Consider the following 15,826-nt stretch of genomic DNA (forward strand, 5'->3'; position numbering starts at 1 on the left):
GCGCACAGTGAGAATATGCTGATTACTATTTTGGATACAGAATAAGGCGCTACCCTTAAGGTAACTTTCTCACTAAGTGGAGCGACCTTATGACAAATAAACAGACGGAGATTCAGGCCCCCACCACGCAGTATTACACCGGCGAATATCCTAAACAGAAACAGCCTGCGCCGGGTGTGCAGGCGAAGATGGACCCGGTGCCGGACTGCGGCGAGAAAAGCTATGTCGGTAGCGGACGGCTGGCCGGGCGCAAAGCGCTGGTCACGGGCGGCGACTCCGGTATTGGACGTGCGGCAGCCATCGCCTATGCGCGTGAAGGTGCGGACGTGGTCCTGAACTATTTGCCTGATGAGCAGCAGGACGCCGATGAAGTGAAGGCGCTGATTGAGGAGGCCGGGCGCAAAGCGGTGCTGATCCCGGGCGATCTCAGTGATGAAACCTTTGCCCGTTCGCTGGTGCATAAATCCATCGAAGCGCTGGGCGGGCTGGATATTCTGGCGCTGGTAGCCGGGAAGCAGGTCGCAGTTGAAGACGTGGCGAACATTACCAGCGAGCAGTTCCAGAAAACCTACGCGATAAACGTCTTCTCGCTGTTCTGGGTTACGCAGGAGGCGCTGCCGCACCTGAAACCGGGGGCCAGTATCATCACCACCTCGTCGATTCAGGCTTATCAGCCAAGCCCGCACCTGCTGGATTACGCATCCACCAAAGCCGCGATCCTGAACTACAGCCGCGGTCTGGCGAAGCAGGTAGCAGAGAAAGGCATTCGCGTGAACGTGGTGGCACCGGGGCCGATCTGGACCGTGCTGCAGGTGGCAGGCGGCCAGCCGCAGGAGAAACTGCCGCAGTTTGGTCAGCAGACGCCGATGAAGCGCGCAGGTCAGCCGGCGGAGCTGGCGGGCATCTACGTCTATCTCGCCAGCCAGGAATCGAGCTACGTTACCGCCGAGGTGCACGGCGTGACGGGCGGCGAGCATCTGGGCTAATCAGGCTTCAGCCATAAAAAAACGCGGCTCACGGGCCGCGTTTTTTATGCTGCACGCAGATTACTGCGCTTTTGCTGTTTCCTGCCCGACCAGGCCAATCTTGAGATAGCCCGCCTGATGCAGCGTATCCATCACGCTCATCATCGTTTCGTAATCCACGGTTTTATCGGCGCGGAAGAAGATAGTGGTGTCCTTCTTGCCTGCAGTCAGCGTGTTCAGCGCCGACACCATGTTTTCGCGGGTCACCGCATCGTTGCCGATAAACATGGTTTTATCCGCTTTCACCGACAGGTAGACCGGCTTCTCAGGGCGCGGCTGCGGCTGGCTGGTAGAGGCCGGCAGATTCACCTTCACATCCACCGTCGCCAGCGGAGCGGCCACCATAAAGATAATCAGCAGTACCAGCATCACGTCGATAAACGGCGTGACGTTGATTTCGTGCATTTCGCCGTTGTCGTCGAGATCTTCGTTAAGACGCATCGCCATAGGGCATCAACCTAAACGTAATTTTTGCGCGTTACGCACCGGATGTGACGCGGAGCTCGCAGCCAGATCAAGGTCGCGGCTTTGCAGCAGCAATACCTGCGCGGCAACGTCACCCAACGAGGCCTTGTGGCCGCCGATCATACGGGCAAAGATGTTGTAGATAACCACCGCCGGGATCGCGGCGACCAGACCGATAGCCGTCGCCAGCAGCGCTTCGGCGATACCAGGTGCTACAACCGCCAGGTTGGTGGTCTGGGTCTGGGCGATACCGATGAAGCTGTTCATGATGCCCCACACGGTACCGAACAGACCGACGAACGGCGAGATAGCGCCGATGGTAGCGAGATAGCCGTTGCCCCGGCCCATATGACGACCCGCCGCCGCAACGCGACGCTCAAGGCGGAAGCCGGTGCGCTCTTTAATGCCTTCGTTGTCATCGCTGCCTTCGGACAGCTCACGCTCGTTTTGCGCTTCGCTGATCAGCTGGGCGCTGAGGCTCTTCGCGTGGAAGGACGCCGCCATGTCGCTGGCTTCGTCCAGCGAGCGGGCAGAGGCCAGCTGCTGCTGTTCACGCTTGAGGCGGCGCTTCTGAGACAGTAATTCCGCACTTTTGCTGAAGAAGATCGCCCAGGTGACAACCGACGCCAGAATCAGGCCAATCATCACCATCTTCACAACGATGTCGGCATGATGATACATACCCCAGACGGAGAGATCCGTCTGCATCAAATTATTACCCACTCTGTATCTCCAGAACGAAATTAGACAAATTCTGCGCGTAATAATATCAAAACGACGTCGAATTGATAGTAGTTCTCATTAGTATTTACAGTGAACCCGCTTCTGACGCCGCTTTCTATGCGGTCGAACAGGAAAGTGCAGCGAACGTATTTTTTTTCGCCAACCTGAAAAAACACCATGACGCGCAGCCGGGGAACGGTGTTAAGGTAGGTTTAGACATCCAGATGGTTAAACAGGTTCACGATTATGTCCGCAAAGCACATTGAAACCGCGCTGGTCACGGCGGGACGCAGCAAGCGATTCACCCAGGGATCGGTCAACAGCGTTATTCAGCGCGCCTCATCGCTGGTATTCGACAGCGTGGAAGCCAAAAAACAGGCCACTGCCGGACGGGCGCAGGGCGAGCTGTTTTATGGCCGCCGCGGTACGCTGACCCACTTTTCATTGCAGGAGGCGATGTGCGAGCTGGAGGGCGGTGCCGGCTGCGCGCTGTTTCCGTGCGGGGCGGCGGCGGTTGCCAATACCATTCTGGCCTTTGTCGAACAGGGCGATCGCGTGCTGATGCCGGTTACCGCCTACGAGCCGACCCAGGATTTCTGCAGCAAAGTGCTGACCCGGATGGGTGTTGCCACCGACTGGTTCGATCCGTCGATCGGTGCCGACATCGCGGCGCTGATCCAGCCGACGACCCGCGTGGTTTTTCTTGAGTCACCCGGCTCCATCACCATGGAAGTGCCCGACGTGCCGGCCATCGTCGCGGCGGTACGCGCCCGTGCGCCGGACGCGGTGATTGTTATGGACAACACCTGGGCGGCGGGCATTCTGTTTAAAGCGCTCGATGCGGGCGTTGATATCTCGGTGCAGGCCGGAACCAAATATCTGGTGGGTCATTCGGACGCGATGATTGGCACCGCGGTCGCCAACGAGCGCTGCTGGGAGCAGCTGCGGGAGAATGCCTATCTGATGGGTCAGATGGTGGATGCGGATACCGCCTACGTCACCAGCCGCGGGCTGCGCACCCTGGGCGTGCGTCTGCGTCAGCATCAGGAGAGCAGTTTATGCATTGCCGAATGGCTTGCTGCGCACCCGCTGGTGGCGCGCGTCAATCACCCGGCGCTGCCGGGCAGTAAGGGCCATGCCTTCTGGCAGCGCGACTTCACCGGCAGCAGTGGGCTGTTCTCGTTTATCCTCACAAAACGCCTGACCGACGACGAGTACGCGCGCTTCCTCGATAACTTCACCCACTTCTCAATGGCGTACTCCTGGGGCGGGTTCGAATCGCTGATCCTCGCCAGTCAGCCGGAAGAGATCGCCGCGATCCGTCCGGGCGTCGGAGTTGATTTCACCGGTACCCTGGTGCGGGTACACATCGGTTTAGAAAACGTTGAAGATTTACTCGCGGATTTAGCAGCAGGGCTTGAGCGAATTGTGTAAAGTTGCCCCTGAACCCACAAACCGGTCATATTCCTAAAAAAGTGCCGGTTTGTGATGCCTCTGCGCAAGATGTGCCGGGGCGTTCAGGGTATAATAGCTTTCTTACGCTGTTCCACAGGATCCCTCATGGCTGTCATCGAGAATATTATCGCTGCGCTCTGGCATCACGATTTTGCCGCGCTGGCGGACCCGCATATTGTTGGCATTGTCTATTGCGTTATGTTTGCCACATTGTTCCTGGAAAACGGCCTACTTCCGGCGTCCTTTTTGCCCGGTGACAGTCTGCTGCTGCTGGCGGGCGCGCTTATCGCTCGCGGCGTGATGGATTTCGTGCCGGCGCTGGTGATCCTCACCTCGGCGGCCAGCCTGGGCTGCTGGTTCAGTTATCTGCAGGGCCGCTGGCTCGGCAACACCCGGGTGGTGAAAAGCTGGCTGGCGCAGCTGCCGGCGAAATATCACCATCGCGCCACCTGCATGTTTGACCGTCACGGTTTACTGGCTCTGCTGGCGGGCCGCTTCCTCGCCTTCGTGCGTACCCTGCTGCCAACCCTGGCTGGCATCTCCGGGCTTTCCAACCGTCGCTTCCAGATCTTTAACTGGCTGAGCGGCCTGCTCTGGGTGGGTGGCGTCACCGGGCTGGGTTATGCCCTGAGCATGATCCCCTTCGTGAAACGCCACGAAGATCAGGTGATGACCTTCCTGATGATCCTGCCGGTATTTCTGCTGCTGGCCGGGCTGTGCGGCACCCTGTTCGTGGTGATCAAAAGACGCTTCGCGTCGAAATAGCGCGCCGTTTCACGGGCGCGCTGCCAGTTGCGCCCCGCTCTCCCCCTGCGGCAACATCCGCATCCGTGCCACATCCTCTCCCGGCGTCACGCCAAAATAACGCTTAAATTCCCGGCTGAACTGCGAGCCGCTTTCATAACCGACTCTTATGGCTGCGGTACTCACCTTGACGCCATCATGCAGCATCATGATGCGCGCCTTATGCAGGCGATAGGTCTTCAGATACTGCAGCGGCGAGGTGCTGGTAATGGATTTGAAGTTGTGGTGAAACGCCGAGACGCTCATATTGGCTTCCGCCGCCAGCTGATCCACGCTGAGGTTCTCGGTGTACTGGGCTTCGATGCGTTTCAGCACCCGGCTTATCAGGCTGAAGTAGGTCTGCCGGCTCACCAGCGCCAGCAGCGCGCCACCGCACGGGCCGGTGAGTACCTGATAAAGGATCTCGCGCACGATCTGGCGGCCAAGGATCCGGCAGTCGAGCGGGCGCTCCATTACGTCCAGCAGCCGCTCAGCGGCGCAGAGGATCTCATCGGTGAGCGTGGCGGAATTGATGCCGCTGCTCAGCGGGGAGGGTTGGAACCGCGTGTCCTCTCCGATGTCCATCAGCAGCGCCTGCAGCTGATGCATATCGATATTGATACGCAGCCCGGCCAGCGGGGTTTCCGGCGTGGCGGCGGTTTCGCACTCAAACGGCAGCGGCACCGTCAGCAGCAGGTATTCACTGGCGTCATAGCGAAACACGCGGTTATTGAGGTAGCCGGTTTTCTGGCCGGAAAAGAGAAAAATGATACCCGGCTGATACATCACCGGCGTGCGCGGATAAGGCTGGGTGCCGTAAAGCAGGTCCACGTCCGCTAGCCCCTCTGCAGGGATTTTATTATTAACTTTCAGAAAGTTAATTTTTTCAGTCAGCTGTTTGCAAATCGCCGTCCGGTTCATGGCCTGGTGCTCCGCAACGTTATGTTCATTGCCGCAGTGTGCTGAAAAGCACCCTGTTTCTCCAGCCCTCTGGAGAAATGGGCAAGATAACGGCAGGAATATGCATTGAGCGCCTCTCGCCCCGCGCTCACAATAAATCCCATCAGGCGGCCCGTTGGCTGCCACCCGTTCCACTCATTTTGGGAAGCGAGCCATGAATAATTTCAATCTTCACACCCCCACCCGCATTCTGTTCGGACAAGGCGCCATCAGCGATCTGCGTGCGCAGATCCCCGCCGATGCCCGGGTGCTGATCACCTGGGGCGGCGGCAGCGTAAAATCCACCGGCGTGCTGGACCAGGTGTTCTCTGCGCTGGATGGCCTTGAGGTGCTGGAGTTCGGCGACATTGAGCCAAACCCGTCGTATGAAACCCTGATGAAGGCGGTTGATATTGCCCGTCGCGAGCAGGTGACCTTCCTGCTGGCCGTGGGCGGCGGTTCGGTGCTGGACGGCACTAAATTTATCGCCGCAGCGGCGCACTATCCGCAGGATATTGACCCATGGAACATTCTTGAAACCTCCGGCAGCGAAATTAACAGCGCTATTCCGATGGGCTCGGTGCTGACGCTTCCGGCGACCGGCTCTGAATCCAACAAGGGTGCGGTGATTTCGCGCCGCGCTACCGGCGACAAACAGGCGTTCCACTCCCCGTTTGTGCAGCCGCTGTTTGCCGTGCTGGACCCGGTTTATACCTACACCCTGCCGCCGCGCCAGGTCGCCAACGGCGTGGTCGATGCCTTTGTACATACCGTCGAGCAGTACGTGACCTACCCGGTGAACGGCAAAATTCAGGACCGTTTTGCCGAGGGCATTCTGCTGACGCTGATTGAGGACGGCCCGAAAGCGCTGCGCGATCCGGAAAACTACGACGTGCGCGCCAACGTGATGTGGGCTGCGACCCAGGCGCTGAACGGCCTGATTGGAGCCGGCGTTCCTCAGGACTGGGCCACCCATATGCTGGGCCATGAGCTGACCGCAATGCACGGCCTGGATCATGCCCAGACGCTGGCGATTGTGCTGCCGGCGCTGTGGAATGAGAAGCGCGATACCAAGCGTGAGAAGCTGTTGCAGTACGGCGAGCGCATCTGGGGCATTACCAGCGGCTCTGAAGAGGAGCGCATCGATGCGGCTATCGCCGCGACGCGTAATTTCTTTGAGCAGATGGGCGCCCCGACCTGCCTCTCTGCTTACAATCTGGACGGCAGCTCCATCCCGGCGCTGATTGCCAAACTGGAAGAGCACGGCATGACGGCGCTGGGCGAGCACAAGGACATCACGCTCGACGTCAGTCGCCGTATTTACGAAGCCGCGATATAAGCGTTTTTTATCGCCGCGCTTTCGTTTTTGGGCTTTTCGTCCAGACTTAAGTCACGCAACTTTCGCCGGGAATACACGCCCGGCGTGTTATCCGATAAGGAGGTACAGATGGCAAATCCAACCGTAATCAAGCTCAATGATGGCAACGTCATGCCGCAGCTCGGCCTCGGTGTCTGGAAAGCCGGTAATGACGAAGTGGTCGCTGCGATCCATAAAGCGCTCGAAACCGGCTACCGCTCCATTGATACCGCGGCGGCGTATAAGAATGAAGAAGGCGTGGGCAAAGCGCTGCAAAGCGCTGGCGTGGCCCGCGACGAGCTGTTTATCACCACCAAACTGTGGAACGACGACCAGACGCGTCCGCAGCAGGCGTTACAGGAGAGCCTCGACAAGCTGCAGCTTGAGTATGTCGATCTCTATCTGATGCACTGGCCGGTGCCAGCAATTGATAACTATGTCGATGCCTGGAAAGGGATGATTGAGTTGCAGCAGCAGGGGCTGGTGAAGAGTATCGGCGTCTGTAACTTCCAGGTGCATCACCTGCAGCGCATCATTGATGAAACGGGCATAGCACCAGTGATCAACCAGATCGAGCTGCACCCGCTGCTTCAGCAGCGCCAGCTGCATGCCTGGAACGCCACCCACAAGATCCAGACCGAGTCCTGGAGCCCGCTGGCGCAGGGCGGCGAAGGGGTATTCGATCAGAAAGCGATCCGCACGCTGGCCGATAAGTATGGCAAAACCCCGGCGCAGATCGTGATCCGCTGGCACCTCGACAGCGGCCTGGTGGTGATCCCGAAATCGGTGACCCCGGCGCGCATCGTGGAAAACTTCGACGTCTGGGATTTCCGCCTCGATAAAGATGAGCTGAGCGAGATTGCGAAGCTCGATCAGGGGAAACGTCTGGGTCCGGACCCGGATGTGTTTGGCGGCTAACGCTATCTACTCCCTCTCCCCACCGGGAGAGGGATCTTACAGCGCCTTACGCTTCATGCCTTTCTTCATGCCCGGTGTATGTCGGGTCAGCGCCGGACGCAGGTGACGCGCCTGACGCTTCGCTTCACGCATCTCCTCCAGCGTGGGTGCAGGCACCAGACAGTCACGCCGCCCGCCAATCAAATGCTTCTTGCCCATTGCCTCCAGCGTCTCACGGATCAGCGGCCAGTTAGCCGGATCGTGATAGCGCAGCAGCGCTTTATGTAGCCGACGCTGACGTTCGCCGCGCGGTACCACCACCTCTTCACTTTTGTAGCCGATCTTACCCAGCGGGTTTTTGCCGGTGTAATACATGGTGGTGGAGTTGGCGAGCGGCGACGGATAGAAGTTCTGCACCTGGTCGAGGCGGAAGCGGTGCCGCTTGAGCCACAGCGCCAGATTCACCATATCCTCATCCCGGGTGCCGGGATGCGCAGAGATAAAGTACGGGATCAGATACTGCTCCTTTCCCGCCTGCTTCGAGTAAGTATCAAACAGCTCTTTAAAGCGGTGATAGCTTCCCATACCTGGCTTCATCATCTTCGACAGCGGCCCCGCTTCGGTATGTTCCAGGGCAATCTTCAGATAACCGCCCACGTGGTGCGAGGCCAGCTCTTTAATGTAGCGCGGGTCTTCCACCGCAAGGTCATAGCGCACCCCGGAAGCAATAAGGATCTTTTTAATGCCCTTCAGCTCCCGGGCGCGGCGATAGAGATTGATGGTTGGCTGATGGTTAGTCTCCATGTGCGGGCAGATCGCCGGATATACACACGACAGCCGTCGGCAGGTCTGCTCGGCACGCGGCGAGGTGCAGCGCAGCATATACATATTGGCGGTCGGCCCGCCGAGATCGGAGATCACGCCGGTAAAGCCCGGCACCGCATCGCGGATCGCTTCGATCTCGTTGATGATGGAGTCTTCCGAGCGGCTCTGGATGATGCGCCCTTCATGTTCAGTGATGGAGCAGAACGCACAGCCGCCAAAACAGCCACGCATAATGTTGACCGAGAAGCGGATCATCTCATACGCCGGAATGCGGCGGTTGCCGTAGGCCGGATGCGGCACCCGCTGATACGGCAGGGCAAACACGCTGTCCATCTCTTCGGTTGAGAGCGGGATGGCCGGCGGGTTGATCCAGACGTAGCGCTCGCCGTGCTTCTGCAACAGCGCTCTGGCGCAGCCGGGATTGGTTTCGTGATGCAGAATGCGTGAGGCGTGGGCATACAGCACCTTATCGCCTTTCACTTTCTCGAACGACGGCAGCAGCACGTAGGTTTTCTCCCACGGCTTCGGACGCGGCGGCTGTACCGTTACCGCTTTCACCGGCGACTTTTCCACCTTATTGCCTTCCGCGCACGGCAGATCGTCGCCATAAGGATGCGGAATGGGGTCGATGCGCCCCGGCGTATCAAGCCGGGTGGAATCGACGCCGCTCCAGCCCGGCAGCGCTGCTTTCACCAGGATGGCGGTATTGCGCACCTCGCGGATCTGCTCGATGGGTTCCCCCTGCGCCAGGCGGTGCGCGACCTCCACCAGCGGGCGCTCGCCGTTGCCGAAAATCAGCATGTCCGCTTTGGCATCCACCAGAATGGAACGGCGCACGGTATCGGACCAGTAGTCGTAGTGCGCGGTACGGCGCAGGCTGGCTTCGATACCGCCGAGGATCACCGGCACATCGCGCCAGGCTTCTTTACAGCGCTGGGTATAGGCCAGCGAGGCGCGATCCGGGCGTTTGCCCGCGACGTTATCCGGTGTATAGGCATCGTCATGGCGCAGTTTACGATCGGCCGTGTAGCGGTTGATCATCGAATCCATGTTGCCGGCGGTGACGCCGAAAAAGAGGTTTGGTTTGCCGAGGCGCATGAAGTCCGCTTTGCTCTGCCAGTCCGGCTGGGAAATGATCCCGACGCGGAAGCCCTGGGCTTCGAGCATGCGCCCGCAGATCGCCATGCCGAAGCTCGGATGATCGACATAGGCGTCGCCGGTGACGAGGATAATGTCGCAGCTGTCCCAGCCCAGACGATCCATCTCCTCACGCGTCATGGGTAAAAACGGTGCCGGGCCAAAACAGGCCGCCCAGTACTGAGGCCATGAAAACAGGTCGCGATCGGGCTGGATCAAACTGAGGGTGCTCATAGGGGGTTCCGGAGGGGATAACAAGTTGCGCAAAAGGGCGGCGATTATACGCCGTAAAACAGTATAAAAAGAAGGGATATTGTGCGGAGGGAGATCAATCACCCCTCACCCCGGCCTGTTGCGCATAACGCGAGGCCGGAGCGAGGGTAAAGCAGCCGCTTACCCGGTGGCCTGCACCAGAATCTGCCCGACCGAGCCACGGTCAGCCATCTCCAGGGTCTGGCTGCCATACTGGAACGGGAAGTGCTCCCAGGAGGGCTGCGTGAACAGCACCAGCAGCTCCACCTGACCATCGACCCAGACGGTGTCTTTCCAGCCGCGATCTTCCGGGAACGGTAACGCGCCGTTGACGTTGCGGATCAGGAACTGCGCGCCTTCGATGTGGAACGACTGCGGCGTGTCGGCTCGCACCGTCCAGCGCTCCCAGGAGCCTTGCTGGCTGGTGATGTCGATACGCTTCGGGTCCCACAGCTGGCCGTTAAGCCCCGGATCGTCGCCCAGCGTGACGTCGCGACTGCGCACCGGCGTACCGGCCAGCACATCTTCCGACAGCAGGCGCTGCGGCAGCGGGCTGGTGACCAGCGGCAGCAGACCGGTCGGGCGCAGGGTCAGGACCAGGGTGGAAATCAGAATGCTCGACGGCTCAAACAGCCCGCGCAGACGGTCCATAATGGTCGCCGCATCGCCGCAGGTGATCGATACTTCATCGCCGTTGGTCATATCAATCAGCACCTCACGACGCTCACCCGGCGCCAGAGAGAGCTGGCGCAGCGAGACGGGCGCGGGCAGCACGCCCTGGTCGCCGGCAATAACGTGCAGCGGGCGTCCGTCGCTCATCTGCAGCTGGTAGCGACGGGCGTTAGACGCATTGAGCAGACGCAGGCGCACCCAGCCGCGCGACACTTCCACGTACGGGCCTTCAACGCCATTCACCAGCAGCGTGTCGCCGACAAAGCCGCCGCTGCCCGGCTCGCTGTACTCCGGCACGCCAAAGTTATCCAGCCGCTTGTCCTGAATGATGACCGGGAAGTCATCCACACCGTAATGGTTCGGTACCGGCAGGGTTTTGCTCAGCTCATCCTCTACCAGCCACATGCCAGCCAGCCCGCCGTACACCTGATGCGCAGAGCGGTTCGGCGTATTGGCGCGATACCACAGCGTGGCGGCGCTCTGACGGATGGGCAGCACCGGCGACCAGTCGGCGTTGGGCGACATCATGCGCGCTGCGCCGCCCATCAGCGGGCCAGGCACCTGCAAACCGCTGACGGTCATGGCAACGTTTTCCGTCAGACGGTTGCTGTAGATCACTTTCACGTCGTCGCCGTTCCACACCCGCACCGTCGGCCCCATGTAGCGCCCGTTGATGCCCCAGACAGGGGCGCGCGAACCGGTCACGAATGACCAGTGTGCACGCTGAAGCGTAAGAAAGAGGGGCTGGCCGCGACGTGATTCAAGCAGCGGCGGGATCGGCAGCGCTGCCTGCTGGCCTGCCGCGTTTGCCCTCAGCGGTACCGCGCCTGCGCAGAGCGCGATCCCCGATGCCTGAATAAACTGACGCCGACTGAGTGACATATATGCTCCGAGTGAAACTGTCAGAAAAAGCGGGAAACTTCCCTTTAAAAGGGGCCAGCGGCCCCGGAACGCCTGTTTTTATTAAATATTGCCGGAGGCTTCACGCTCCGCCACTTCTTTATCGAGTTCTGCGATTTTTTGTTCCATCACCTGACGGCAGTGGGTAGCCAGATCGCGCACCTGATCCTTGCCCCAGGCAGAGGTATCAATGGGCGGCAGCATCTCGACAATCACCAGTCCGTTTTTCAGGCGGTTCATGTTGATCTTGTTTGAGGTGTTAGAGACGCAAACCGGGATAACCGGTACGCCGGCCGCCAGCGCGGCGTGAAACGCGCCGGTTTTGAACGGCAGCAGGCCGCGCCCGCGGCTGCGCGTCCCTTCCGGGAACATCCATACCGAAATATTACGTTTGCGGATCTGGCTGACAACCTGGGCGATGGTGCCGTGCGCTTTGGCGCGGTTGTCGCGGTCGATCAGCAGGTTACCGGTGAGCCAGTACAGCTGCCCGAAGAACGGGATCCACAGCAGGCTCTTTTTACCTACGGTCACGGTACGCGGCTGCACAATCTTAGCGGCGGTCACCATGTCAAAGTTGTTCTGATGGTTACCAATATAGATGGCATTGCCGTAATGCTCGGCACCCTCGGGCTTGCGGGTCTCAACCTTCAGGCCAAACACCGGCGCCAGGCGGCCAAACATATGCCCAAAGGTGGCGACGTGGCGCGGGTTACGCGGGCTGAACAGACAGTAAATCGAACCGAGAATGCACACCAGAATGCTGTACAGCACTACGATAATAAAACGGAAAATTAATAACATACTTACCTCTTGAGCCACAGCTACCTGCCAGTATACCGCGTTGCGGCAATTCTGGTGCAGTGTTACGCGATGACCTGAGTCTGTGGGGAACCCGACAAACGGCGCCCGAAGGGCAGCGTGCGGCGGGTGAAAAAGATCCCTCCCCTGACGGGAAGGGAGTACGGCTTACTCTTCGCTGTCGCCCGCAGACGGACGCGACGGGGCATCCACCTCAACACGGTCGATGCGCTGCAGACCGCGCATCAGCGTGCCACGGCGGCCACGCTCGCCGCGCAGCTTCTCAAGCTCCTCAGGGCGCAGTTTGATTTTGCGCTTCCCGACGTGCAGGGTCAGCGTGCTCTGCGGCGGCAGCAGGTAGAGGTGCGCCAGTTTATCGTCGCCCTTCGCCGCGTCAGCGGACGGGATCGAGATAATCTTGTTGCCCTTACCTTTGGAGAGCTGCGGCAGATCGCCTACCGGGAACATCAGCATGCGTCCGGCGGCGCTGATGGCCAGCAGCAGATCGTTTTCATCGACGATCTCCAGCGGCGGCATCACGCGTGCATTATCCGGCAGCGAAATCAGCGCCTTACCGGCGCGGTTGCGCGCAACAAGGTCGTTGAAGGTGCAGACGAAACCGTAGCCCGCATCGGAGGCCATCAGCAGCTTCTGCTGCTCGCCGGTCATCAGCATATGCTCAACCGTGGCGCCCGGCGGCAGCGTCAGTTTGCCGGTGAGCGGCTCGCCCTGCCCGCGCGCGGACGGCAGCGAAACCGGATCGACCGCGTAGCTGCGCCCGGTGGAGTCAATAAACACCACCGGCTGGTTGCTTTTGCCTTTCGCGGAAGCCAGCCAGCTGTCCCCCGCCTTGTAGCTCAGGCCCTGGGCGTCGATGTCGTGACCTTTGGCGCTGCGCACCCAGCCCATCTGCGACAGCACGATAGTGACCGGCTCTGACGGCAGCATATTGTGCTCGTTCATCGCCTTCGCTTCTTCGCGCTCGTGCAGCGGCGAGCGGCGATCGTCACCGAACGCTTCCGCGTCAGCCTGCAGCTCTTTCTTCAGCAGAGTATTCATTTTGCGCTCGGATGCCAGGATGGCCTGGATCTGATCGCGCTCTTTCTCCAGCTCACTCTGCTCGCCGCGGATCTTCATCTCTTCCAGTTTGGCGAGATGACGCAGCTTCAGTTCAAGAATGGCTTCGGCCTGGGTTTCACTGATGCCGAAACGGGACATCAGCACCGGCTTCGGCTCGTCTTCGCTACGGATGATGTGGATCACTTCATCGATATTGAGGAACGCCACCAGCAAACCTTCAAGGATATGCAGGCGCTTCAGCACTTTATCGAGGCGATAGTTCAGACGACGACGCACGGTATCGCGACGGAACGCCAGCCACTCGGTGAGGATCTCCAGCAGGTTTTTCACCGCCGGACGCCCGTCCAGGCCGATCATGTTCAGGTTAACGCGGTAGCTTTTTTCCAGATCGGTAGTGGCGAACAGGTGGTTCATCACCTGGTCCATATCCACGCGGTTGGAACGCGGTACCACCACCAGACGCGTTGGGTTCTCGTGGTCGGATTCGTCGCGCAGATCGTCCACCATCGGCAGCTTTTTCGCGCGCATCTGGCTGGCGATCTGCTCCAGTACGCGTGCGCCGGATACCTGATGCGGCAGCGCGGTGATCACCACAGCACCGTCCTCTTTTTTCCAGACTGCGCGCATGCGCACCGAGCCGCGTCCGTTCTGGTAAATCTTACGGATGTCGTCCCGGGCGGTGATGATTTCGGCTTCGGTCGGATAGTCCGGCCCCTGCACGATGTCGAGCAGCTGGTCGAGCGTGGTTTTCGGCTGGTCAATCAGCGTCACCGCGGCCTGGGCAACTTCGCGCAGGTTATGCGGCGGAATGTCGGTGGCCATGCCTACCGCAATCCCGGTGGTGCCGTTCAGCAGAATGTTCGGCAGACGCGCCGGCAGCATCTTCGGCTCGTCCAGGGTGCCGTCGAAGTTCGGCACGAAATCCACCGTGCCCTGCCCCAGTTCACTGAGCAGCACGCTGGCGTATTTAGAGAGGCGGGATTCGGTATAACGCATCGCCGCGAAGGATTTCGGATCGTCCGGCGCCCCCCAGTTCCCCTGGCCATCCACCAGCGGATAACGATAAGAGAACGGCTGCGCCATCAGCACCATCGCTTCGTAGCAGGCGCTGTCGCCGTGCGGGTGGTATTTACCCAGCACGTCACCCACAGTACGGGCAGATTTTTTAAACTTGGCGCTGGCGTTGAGGCCCAGTTCAGACATGGCATACACGATGCGTCGCTGAACCGGCTTCAGACCATCACCAATAAACGGCAGCGCCCTGTCCATGATCACGTACATGGAGTAGTTGAGGTAAGCGTTTTCCGTGAATTCGTGCAGCGCGAGGCGCTCTGCACCGTCGTGAGTCAGGTCACTCATTACTGATTATTCCTTAGACAATCTGGCCGCACGCAGGGAAACGGCAATATTGCCGCCGATAGTACCCTATCTGCGACGCTGAGTCACAGCAGGGTTGATTATTGCTGATTTAGCAAAAGTCTTTGCACATTTTGCTCATTAAAACGTTTCGCTGACTGTCGTACCATTAGTGCCAAACGTAAATATTCGAGGACAAATAATGAGCAACATTCTGATTATCAACGGTGCGAAAAAATTCGCCCACTCTAATGGCCAGCTTAACGACACCCTGACCGAGGTCGCGGAAAGTTTCCTGCGCGACGCCGGGCATGATGTTCAGGTTACCCGCACCGACGGTGACTACGACGCGAAAGCCGAAGTGCAGAAATACCTGTGGGCCGACGTGGTGATTTACCAGATGCCGGGCTGGTGGATGGGTGCGCCCTGGACCGTGAAAAAGTACATCGATAACGTCTTCACCGAAGGTCACGGCTTCCTGTACGCCAGCGATGGTCGCACCCGTTCCGATGCAGCGAAGAAGTATGGCTCAGGCGGCCTGATTCAGGGCAAAAAATACATGCTGTCCCTGACCTGGAACGCGCCGATGGAGGCCTTTACCGATGAAGCGCAGTTCTTCCACGGTGTGGGCGTGGATGGCGTTTATCTGCCGTTCCACAAAGCCAATGAGTTCCTTGGCATGACTGCGCTGCCGACCTTTATCGCCAATGACGTGATTAAAATGCCGGACGTTCCGCGCTATATCGCAGAATATCGCAAGCACCTCGGCGAAATCTTTGCTTAACTGAGAGCTGAATTTAACAAGGAGTTGATCATGCTGACAGTGATTGCAGAGATCCGCACCCGTCCGGGTGCACACCATCGCCAGGCGGTGCTTGATGCGTTTGCAGGCATCATTCCTGTGGTATTGCAGGAAGAGGGTTGTCACGGCTATGCGCCGCTGATTGACCACAACGCGCAGGTAAGTTTTCAGACCACCAATCCGGATTCCATCATGATGCTGGAACAGTGGGAGAGCGTGGCGCATCTTGAAGCGCACCTGCAAACCCCGCATATGAAAGCCTGGAGCGACGCGGTGAAAGCCGACGTGCTGGAAACCCATATCCGTATTCTGGAAAACGGCGTTTAAGCCGCCCAGCGGCGATAAAAAAAGGCGATGATC

14 protein-coding genes are annotated in these 15,826 nt (G+C 59.3%); 7 read left to right on the forward strand and 7 right to left on the reverse strand.

Features of this window, described 5'->3' with window-relative positions; all coding sequences use genetic code 11:
• The first annotated feature begins 89 nt into the window (after positions 1-89).
• A complete protein-coding gene (locus tag ET34_RS0100955; RefSeq protein ID WP_031518708.1) occupies positions 90-986 on the forward strand; it encodes an SDR family oxidoreductase in 897 nt (298 codons plus the stop codon).
• Positions 987-1,046: 60 nt separating this feature from the next.
• Here the strand turns inward: ET34_RS0100955 and exbD are convergent, their stop codons facing one another.
• Both exbD and exbB read right to left on the reverse strand, forming a co-directional pair.
• Positions 1,047-1,472 (reverse strand): TonB system transport protein ExbD, encoded by a 426-nt coding sequence (gene exbD, locus ET34_RS0100960; RefSeq protein ID WP_031518710.1) that lies wholly within the window; start codon positions 1,470-1,472, stop codon positions 1,047-1,049.
• A 6-nt stretch (positions 1,473-1,478) separates the two neighbouring features.
• Positions 1,479-2,213 (reverse strand): tol-pal system-associated acyl-CoA thioesterase, encoded by a 735-nt coding sequence (exbB, locus tag ET34_RS0100965; protein ID WP_031518711.1) that lies wholly within the window; start codon positions 2,211-2,213, stop codon positions 1,479-1,481.
• 246 nt (positions 2,214-2,459) lie between these two features.
• Between exbB and metC the strand changes: the two genes are divergently transcribed.
• Together metC and ET34_RS0100980 are read left to right on the forward strand one after the other, a co-directional pair.
• Positions 2,460-3,647 (forward strand): cystathionine beta-lyase, encoded by a 1,188-nt coding sequence (gene metC, locus ET34_RS0100975; protein WP_031518713.1) that lies wholly within the window; start codon positions 2,460-2,462, stop codon positions 3,645-3,647.
• 126 nt (positions 3,648-3,773) lie between these two features.
• The gene (locus tag ET34_RS0100980) at positions 3,774-4,433 is read left to right on the forward strand and encodes a DedA family protein (RefSeq protein WP_031518715.1); all 660 of its coding nucleotides are present in this window, start codon (positions 3,774-3,776) and stop codon (positions 4,431-4,433) included.
• Positions 4,434-4,442: 9 nt separating this feature from the next.
• Here the strand turns inward: ET34_RS0100980 and ET34_RS0100985 are convergent, their stop codons facing one another.
• Positions 4,443-5,372 (reverse strand): AraC family transcriptional regulator, encoded by a 930-nt coding sequence (locus ET34_RS0100985; protein ID WP_031518716.1) that lies wholly within the window; start codon positions 5,370-5,372, stop codon positions 4,443-4,445.
• A gap of 193 nt (positions 5,373-5,565) precedes the next feature.
• On the opposite strand from ET34_RS0100985, the gene yqhD reads away from it, so the two are divergent.
• Positions 5,566-6,729, forward strand: a complete 1,164-nt coding sequence (gene yqhD, locus ET34_RS0100990; protein ID WP_031518718.1) for an alcohol dehydrogenase — start codon at positions 5,566-5,568, stop codon at positions 6,727-6,729.
• 108 nt (positions 6,730-6,837) lie between these two features.
• Positions 6,838-7,665: a 2,5-didehydrogluconate reductase DkgA gene (dkgA, locus tag ET34_RS0100995; RefSeq protein ID WP_031518720.1), complete on the forward strand. Its 828-nt coding sequence runs from the start codon at positions 6,838-6,840 to the stop codon at positions 7,663-7,665.
• Positions 7,666-7,701: 36 nt separating this feature from the next.
• Here the strand turns inward: dkgA and ET34_RS0101000 are convergent, their stop codons facing one another.
• The 4 genes from ET34_RS0101000 to parC form a co-directional block, all read right to left on the reverse strand.
• On the reverse strand, positions 7,702-9,840 hold the full coding sequence (locus tag ET34_RS0101000) for a YgiQ family radical SAM protein (RefSeq protein ID WP_031518721.1): 2,139 nt from the start codon (positions 9,838-9,840) through the stop codon (positions 7,702-7,704).
• A 159-nt stretch (positions 9,841-9,999) separates the two neighbouring features.
• The gene (gene ftsP / locus ET34_RS0101005) at positions 10,000-11,412 is read right to left on the reverse strand and encodes a cell division protein FtsP (RefSeq protein ID WP_031518722.1); all 1,413 of its coding nucleotides are present in this window, start codon (positions 11,410-11,412) and stop codon (positions 10,000-10,002) included.
• A gap of 81 nt (positions 11,413-11,493) precedes the next feature.
• Complete coding sequence (plsC, locus tag ET34_RS0101010; RefSeq protein ID WP_031518724.1) at positions 11,494-12,231, reverse strand: 1-acylglycerol-3-phosphate O-acyltransferase; 738 nt, start codon at positions 12,229-12,231, stop codon at positions 11,494-11,496.
• A gap of 165 nt (positions 12,232-12,396) precedes the next feature.
• Positions 12,397-14,667 (reverse strand): DNA topoisomerase IV subunit A, encoded by a 2,271-nt coding sequence (gene parC / locus ET34_RS0101015; RefSeq protein WP_031518726.1) that lies wholly within the window; start codon positions 14,665-14,667, stop codon positions 12,397-12,399.
• Between the two features lie 199 nt (positions 14,668-14,866).
• Here parC and ET34_RS0101020 point away from each other — a divergent pair, with 199 nt between their 5' ends.
• Together ET34_RS0101020 and ET34_RS0101025 are read left to right on the forward strand one after the other, a co-directional pair.
• Positions 14,867-15,448 carry an NAD(P)H-dependent oxidoreductase gene (locus ET34_RS0101020; protein ID WP_031518727.1) on the forward strand — a complete coding sequence of 194 codons (582 nt, stop codon included), beginning with the start codon at positions 14,867-14,869 and terminating at the stop codon, positions 15,446-15,448.
• Positions 15,449-15,478: 30 nt separating this feature from the next.
• Entirely contained in the window at positions 15,479-15,793 is a 315-nt protein-coding gene (locus ET34_RS0101025; RefSeq protein ID WP_031518729.1) for a putative quinol monooxygenase, read from the forward strand.
• Positions 15,794-15,826: the final 33 nt, after the last annotated feature.

Source organism: Siccibacter colletis (assembly GCF_000696575.1).
GTDB lineage: Bacteria > Pseudomonadota > Gammaproteobacteria > Enterobacterales > Enterobacteriaceae > Siccibacter > Siccibacter colletis.

What these genes read in the sequence shown, in the direction of transcription:
- ET34_RS0100955 (WP_031518708.1), top strand. Translation starts at nt 90, where the DNA reads ATGACAAATAAACAGACGGAGATTCAGGCCCCCACCACGCAGTATTAC.
- exbD (WP_031518710.1), bottom strand. Translation starts at nt 1,472, where the DNA reads ATGGCGATGCGTCTTAACGAAGATCTCGACGACAACGGCGAAATGCAC.
- metC (WP_031518713.1), top strand. Translation starts at nt 2,460, where the DNA reads ATGTCCGCAAAGCACATTGAAACCGCGCTGGTCACGGCGGGACGCAGC.
- ET34_RS0100980 (WP_031518715.1), top strand. Translation starts at nt 3,774, where the DNA reads ATGGCTGTCATCGAGAATATTATCGCTGCGCTCTGGCATCACGATTTT.
- ET34_RS0100985 (WP_031518716.1), bottom strand. Translation starts at nt 5,372, where the DNA reads ATGAACCGGACGGCGATTTGCAAACAGCTGACTGAAAAAATTAACTTT.
- yqhD (WP_031518718.1), top strand. Translation starts at nt 5,566, where the DNA reads ATGAATAATTTCAATCTTCACACCCCCACCCGCATTCTGTTCGGACAA.
- dkgA (WP_031518720.1), top strand. Translation starts at nt 6,838, where the DNA reads ATGGCAAATCCAACCGTAATCAAGCTCAATGATGGCAACGTCATGCCG.
- ET34_RS0101000 (WP_031518721.1), bottom strand. Translation starts at nt 9,840, where the DNA reads ATGAGCACCCTCAGTTTGATCCAGCCCGATCGCGACCTGTTTTCATGG.
- ftsP (WP_031518722.1), bottom strand. Translation starts at nt 11,412, where the DNA reads ATGTCACTCAGTCGGCGTCAGTTTATTCAGGCATCGGGGATCGCGCTC.
- plsC (WP_031518724.1), bottom strand. Translation starts at nt 12,231, where the DNA reads ATGTTATTAATTTTCCGTTTTATTATCGTAGTGCTGTACAGCATTCTG.
- parC (WP_031518726.1), bottom strand. Translation starts at nt 14,667, where the DNA reads ATGAGTGACCTGACTCACGACGGTGCAGAGCGCCTCGCGCTGCACGAA.
- ET34_RS0101020 (WP_031518727.1), top strand. Translation starts at nt 14,867, where the DNA reads ATGAGCAACATTCTGATTATCAACGGTGCGAAAAAATTCGCCCACTCT.
- ET34_RS0101025 (WP_031518729.1), top strand. Translation starts at nt 15,479, where the DNA reads ATGCTGACAGTGATTGCAGAGATCCGCACCCGTCCGGGTGCACACCAT.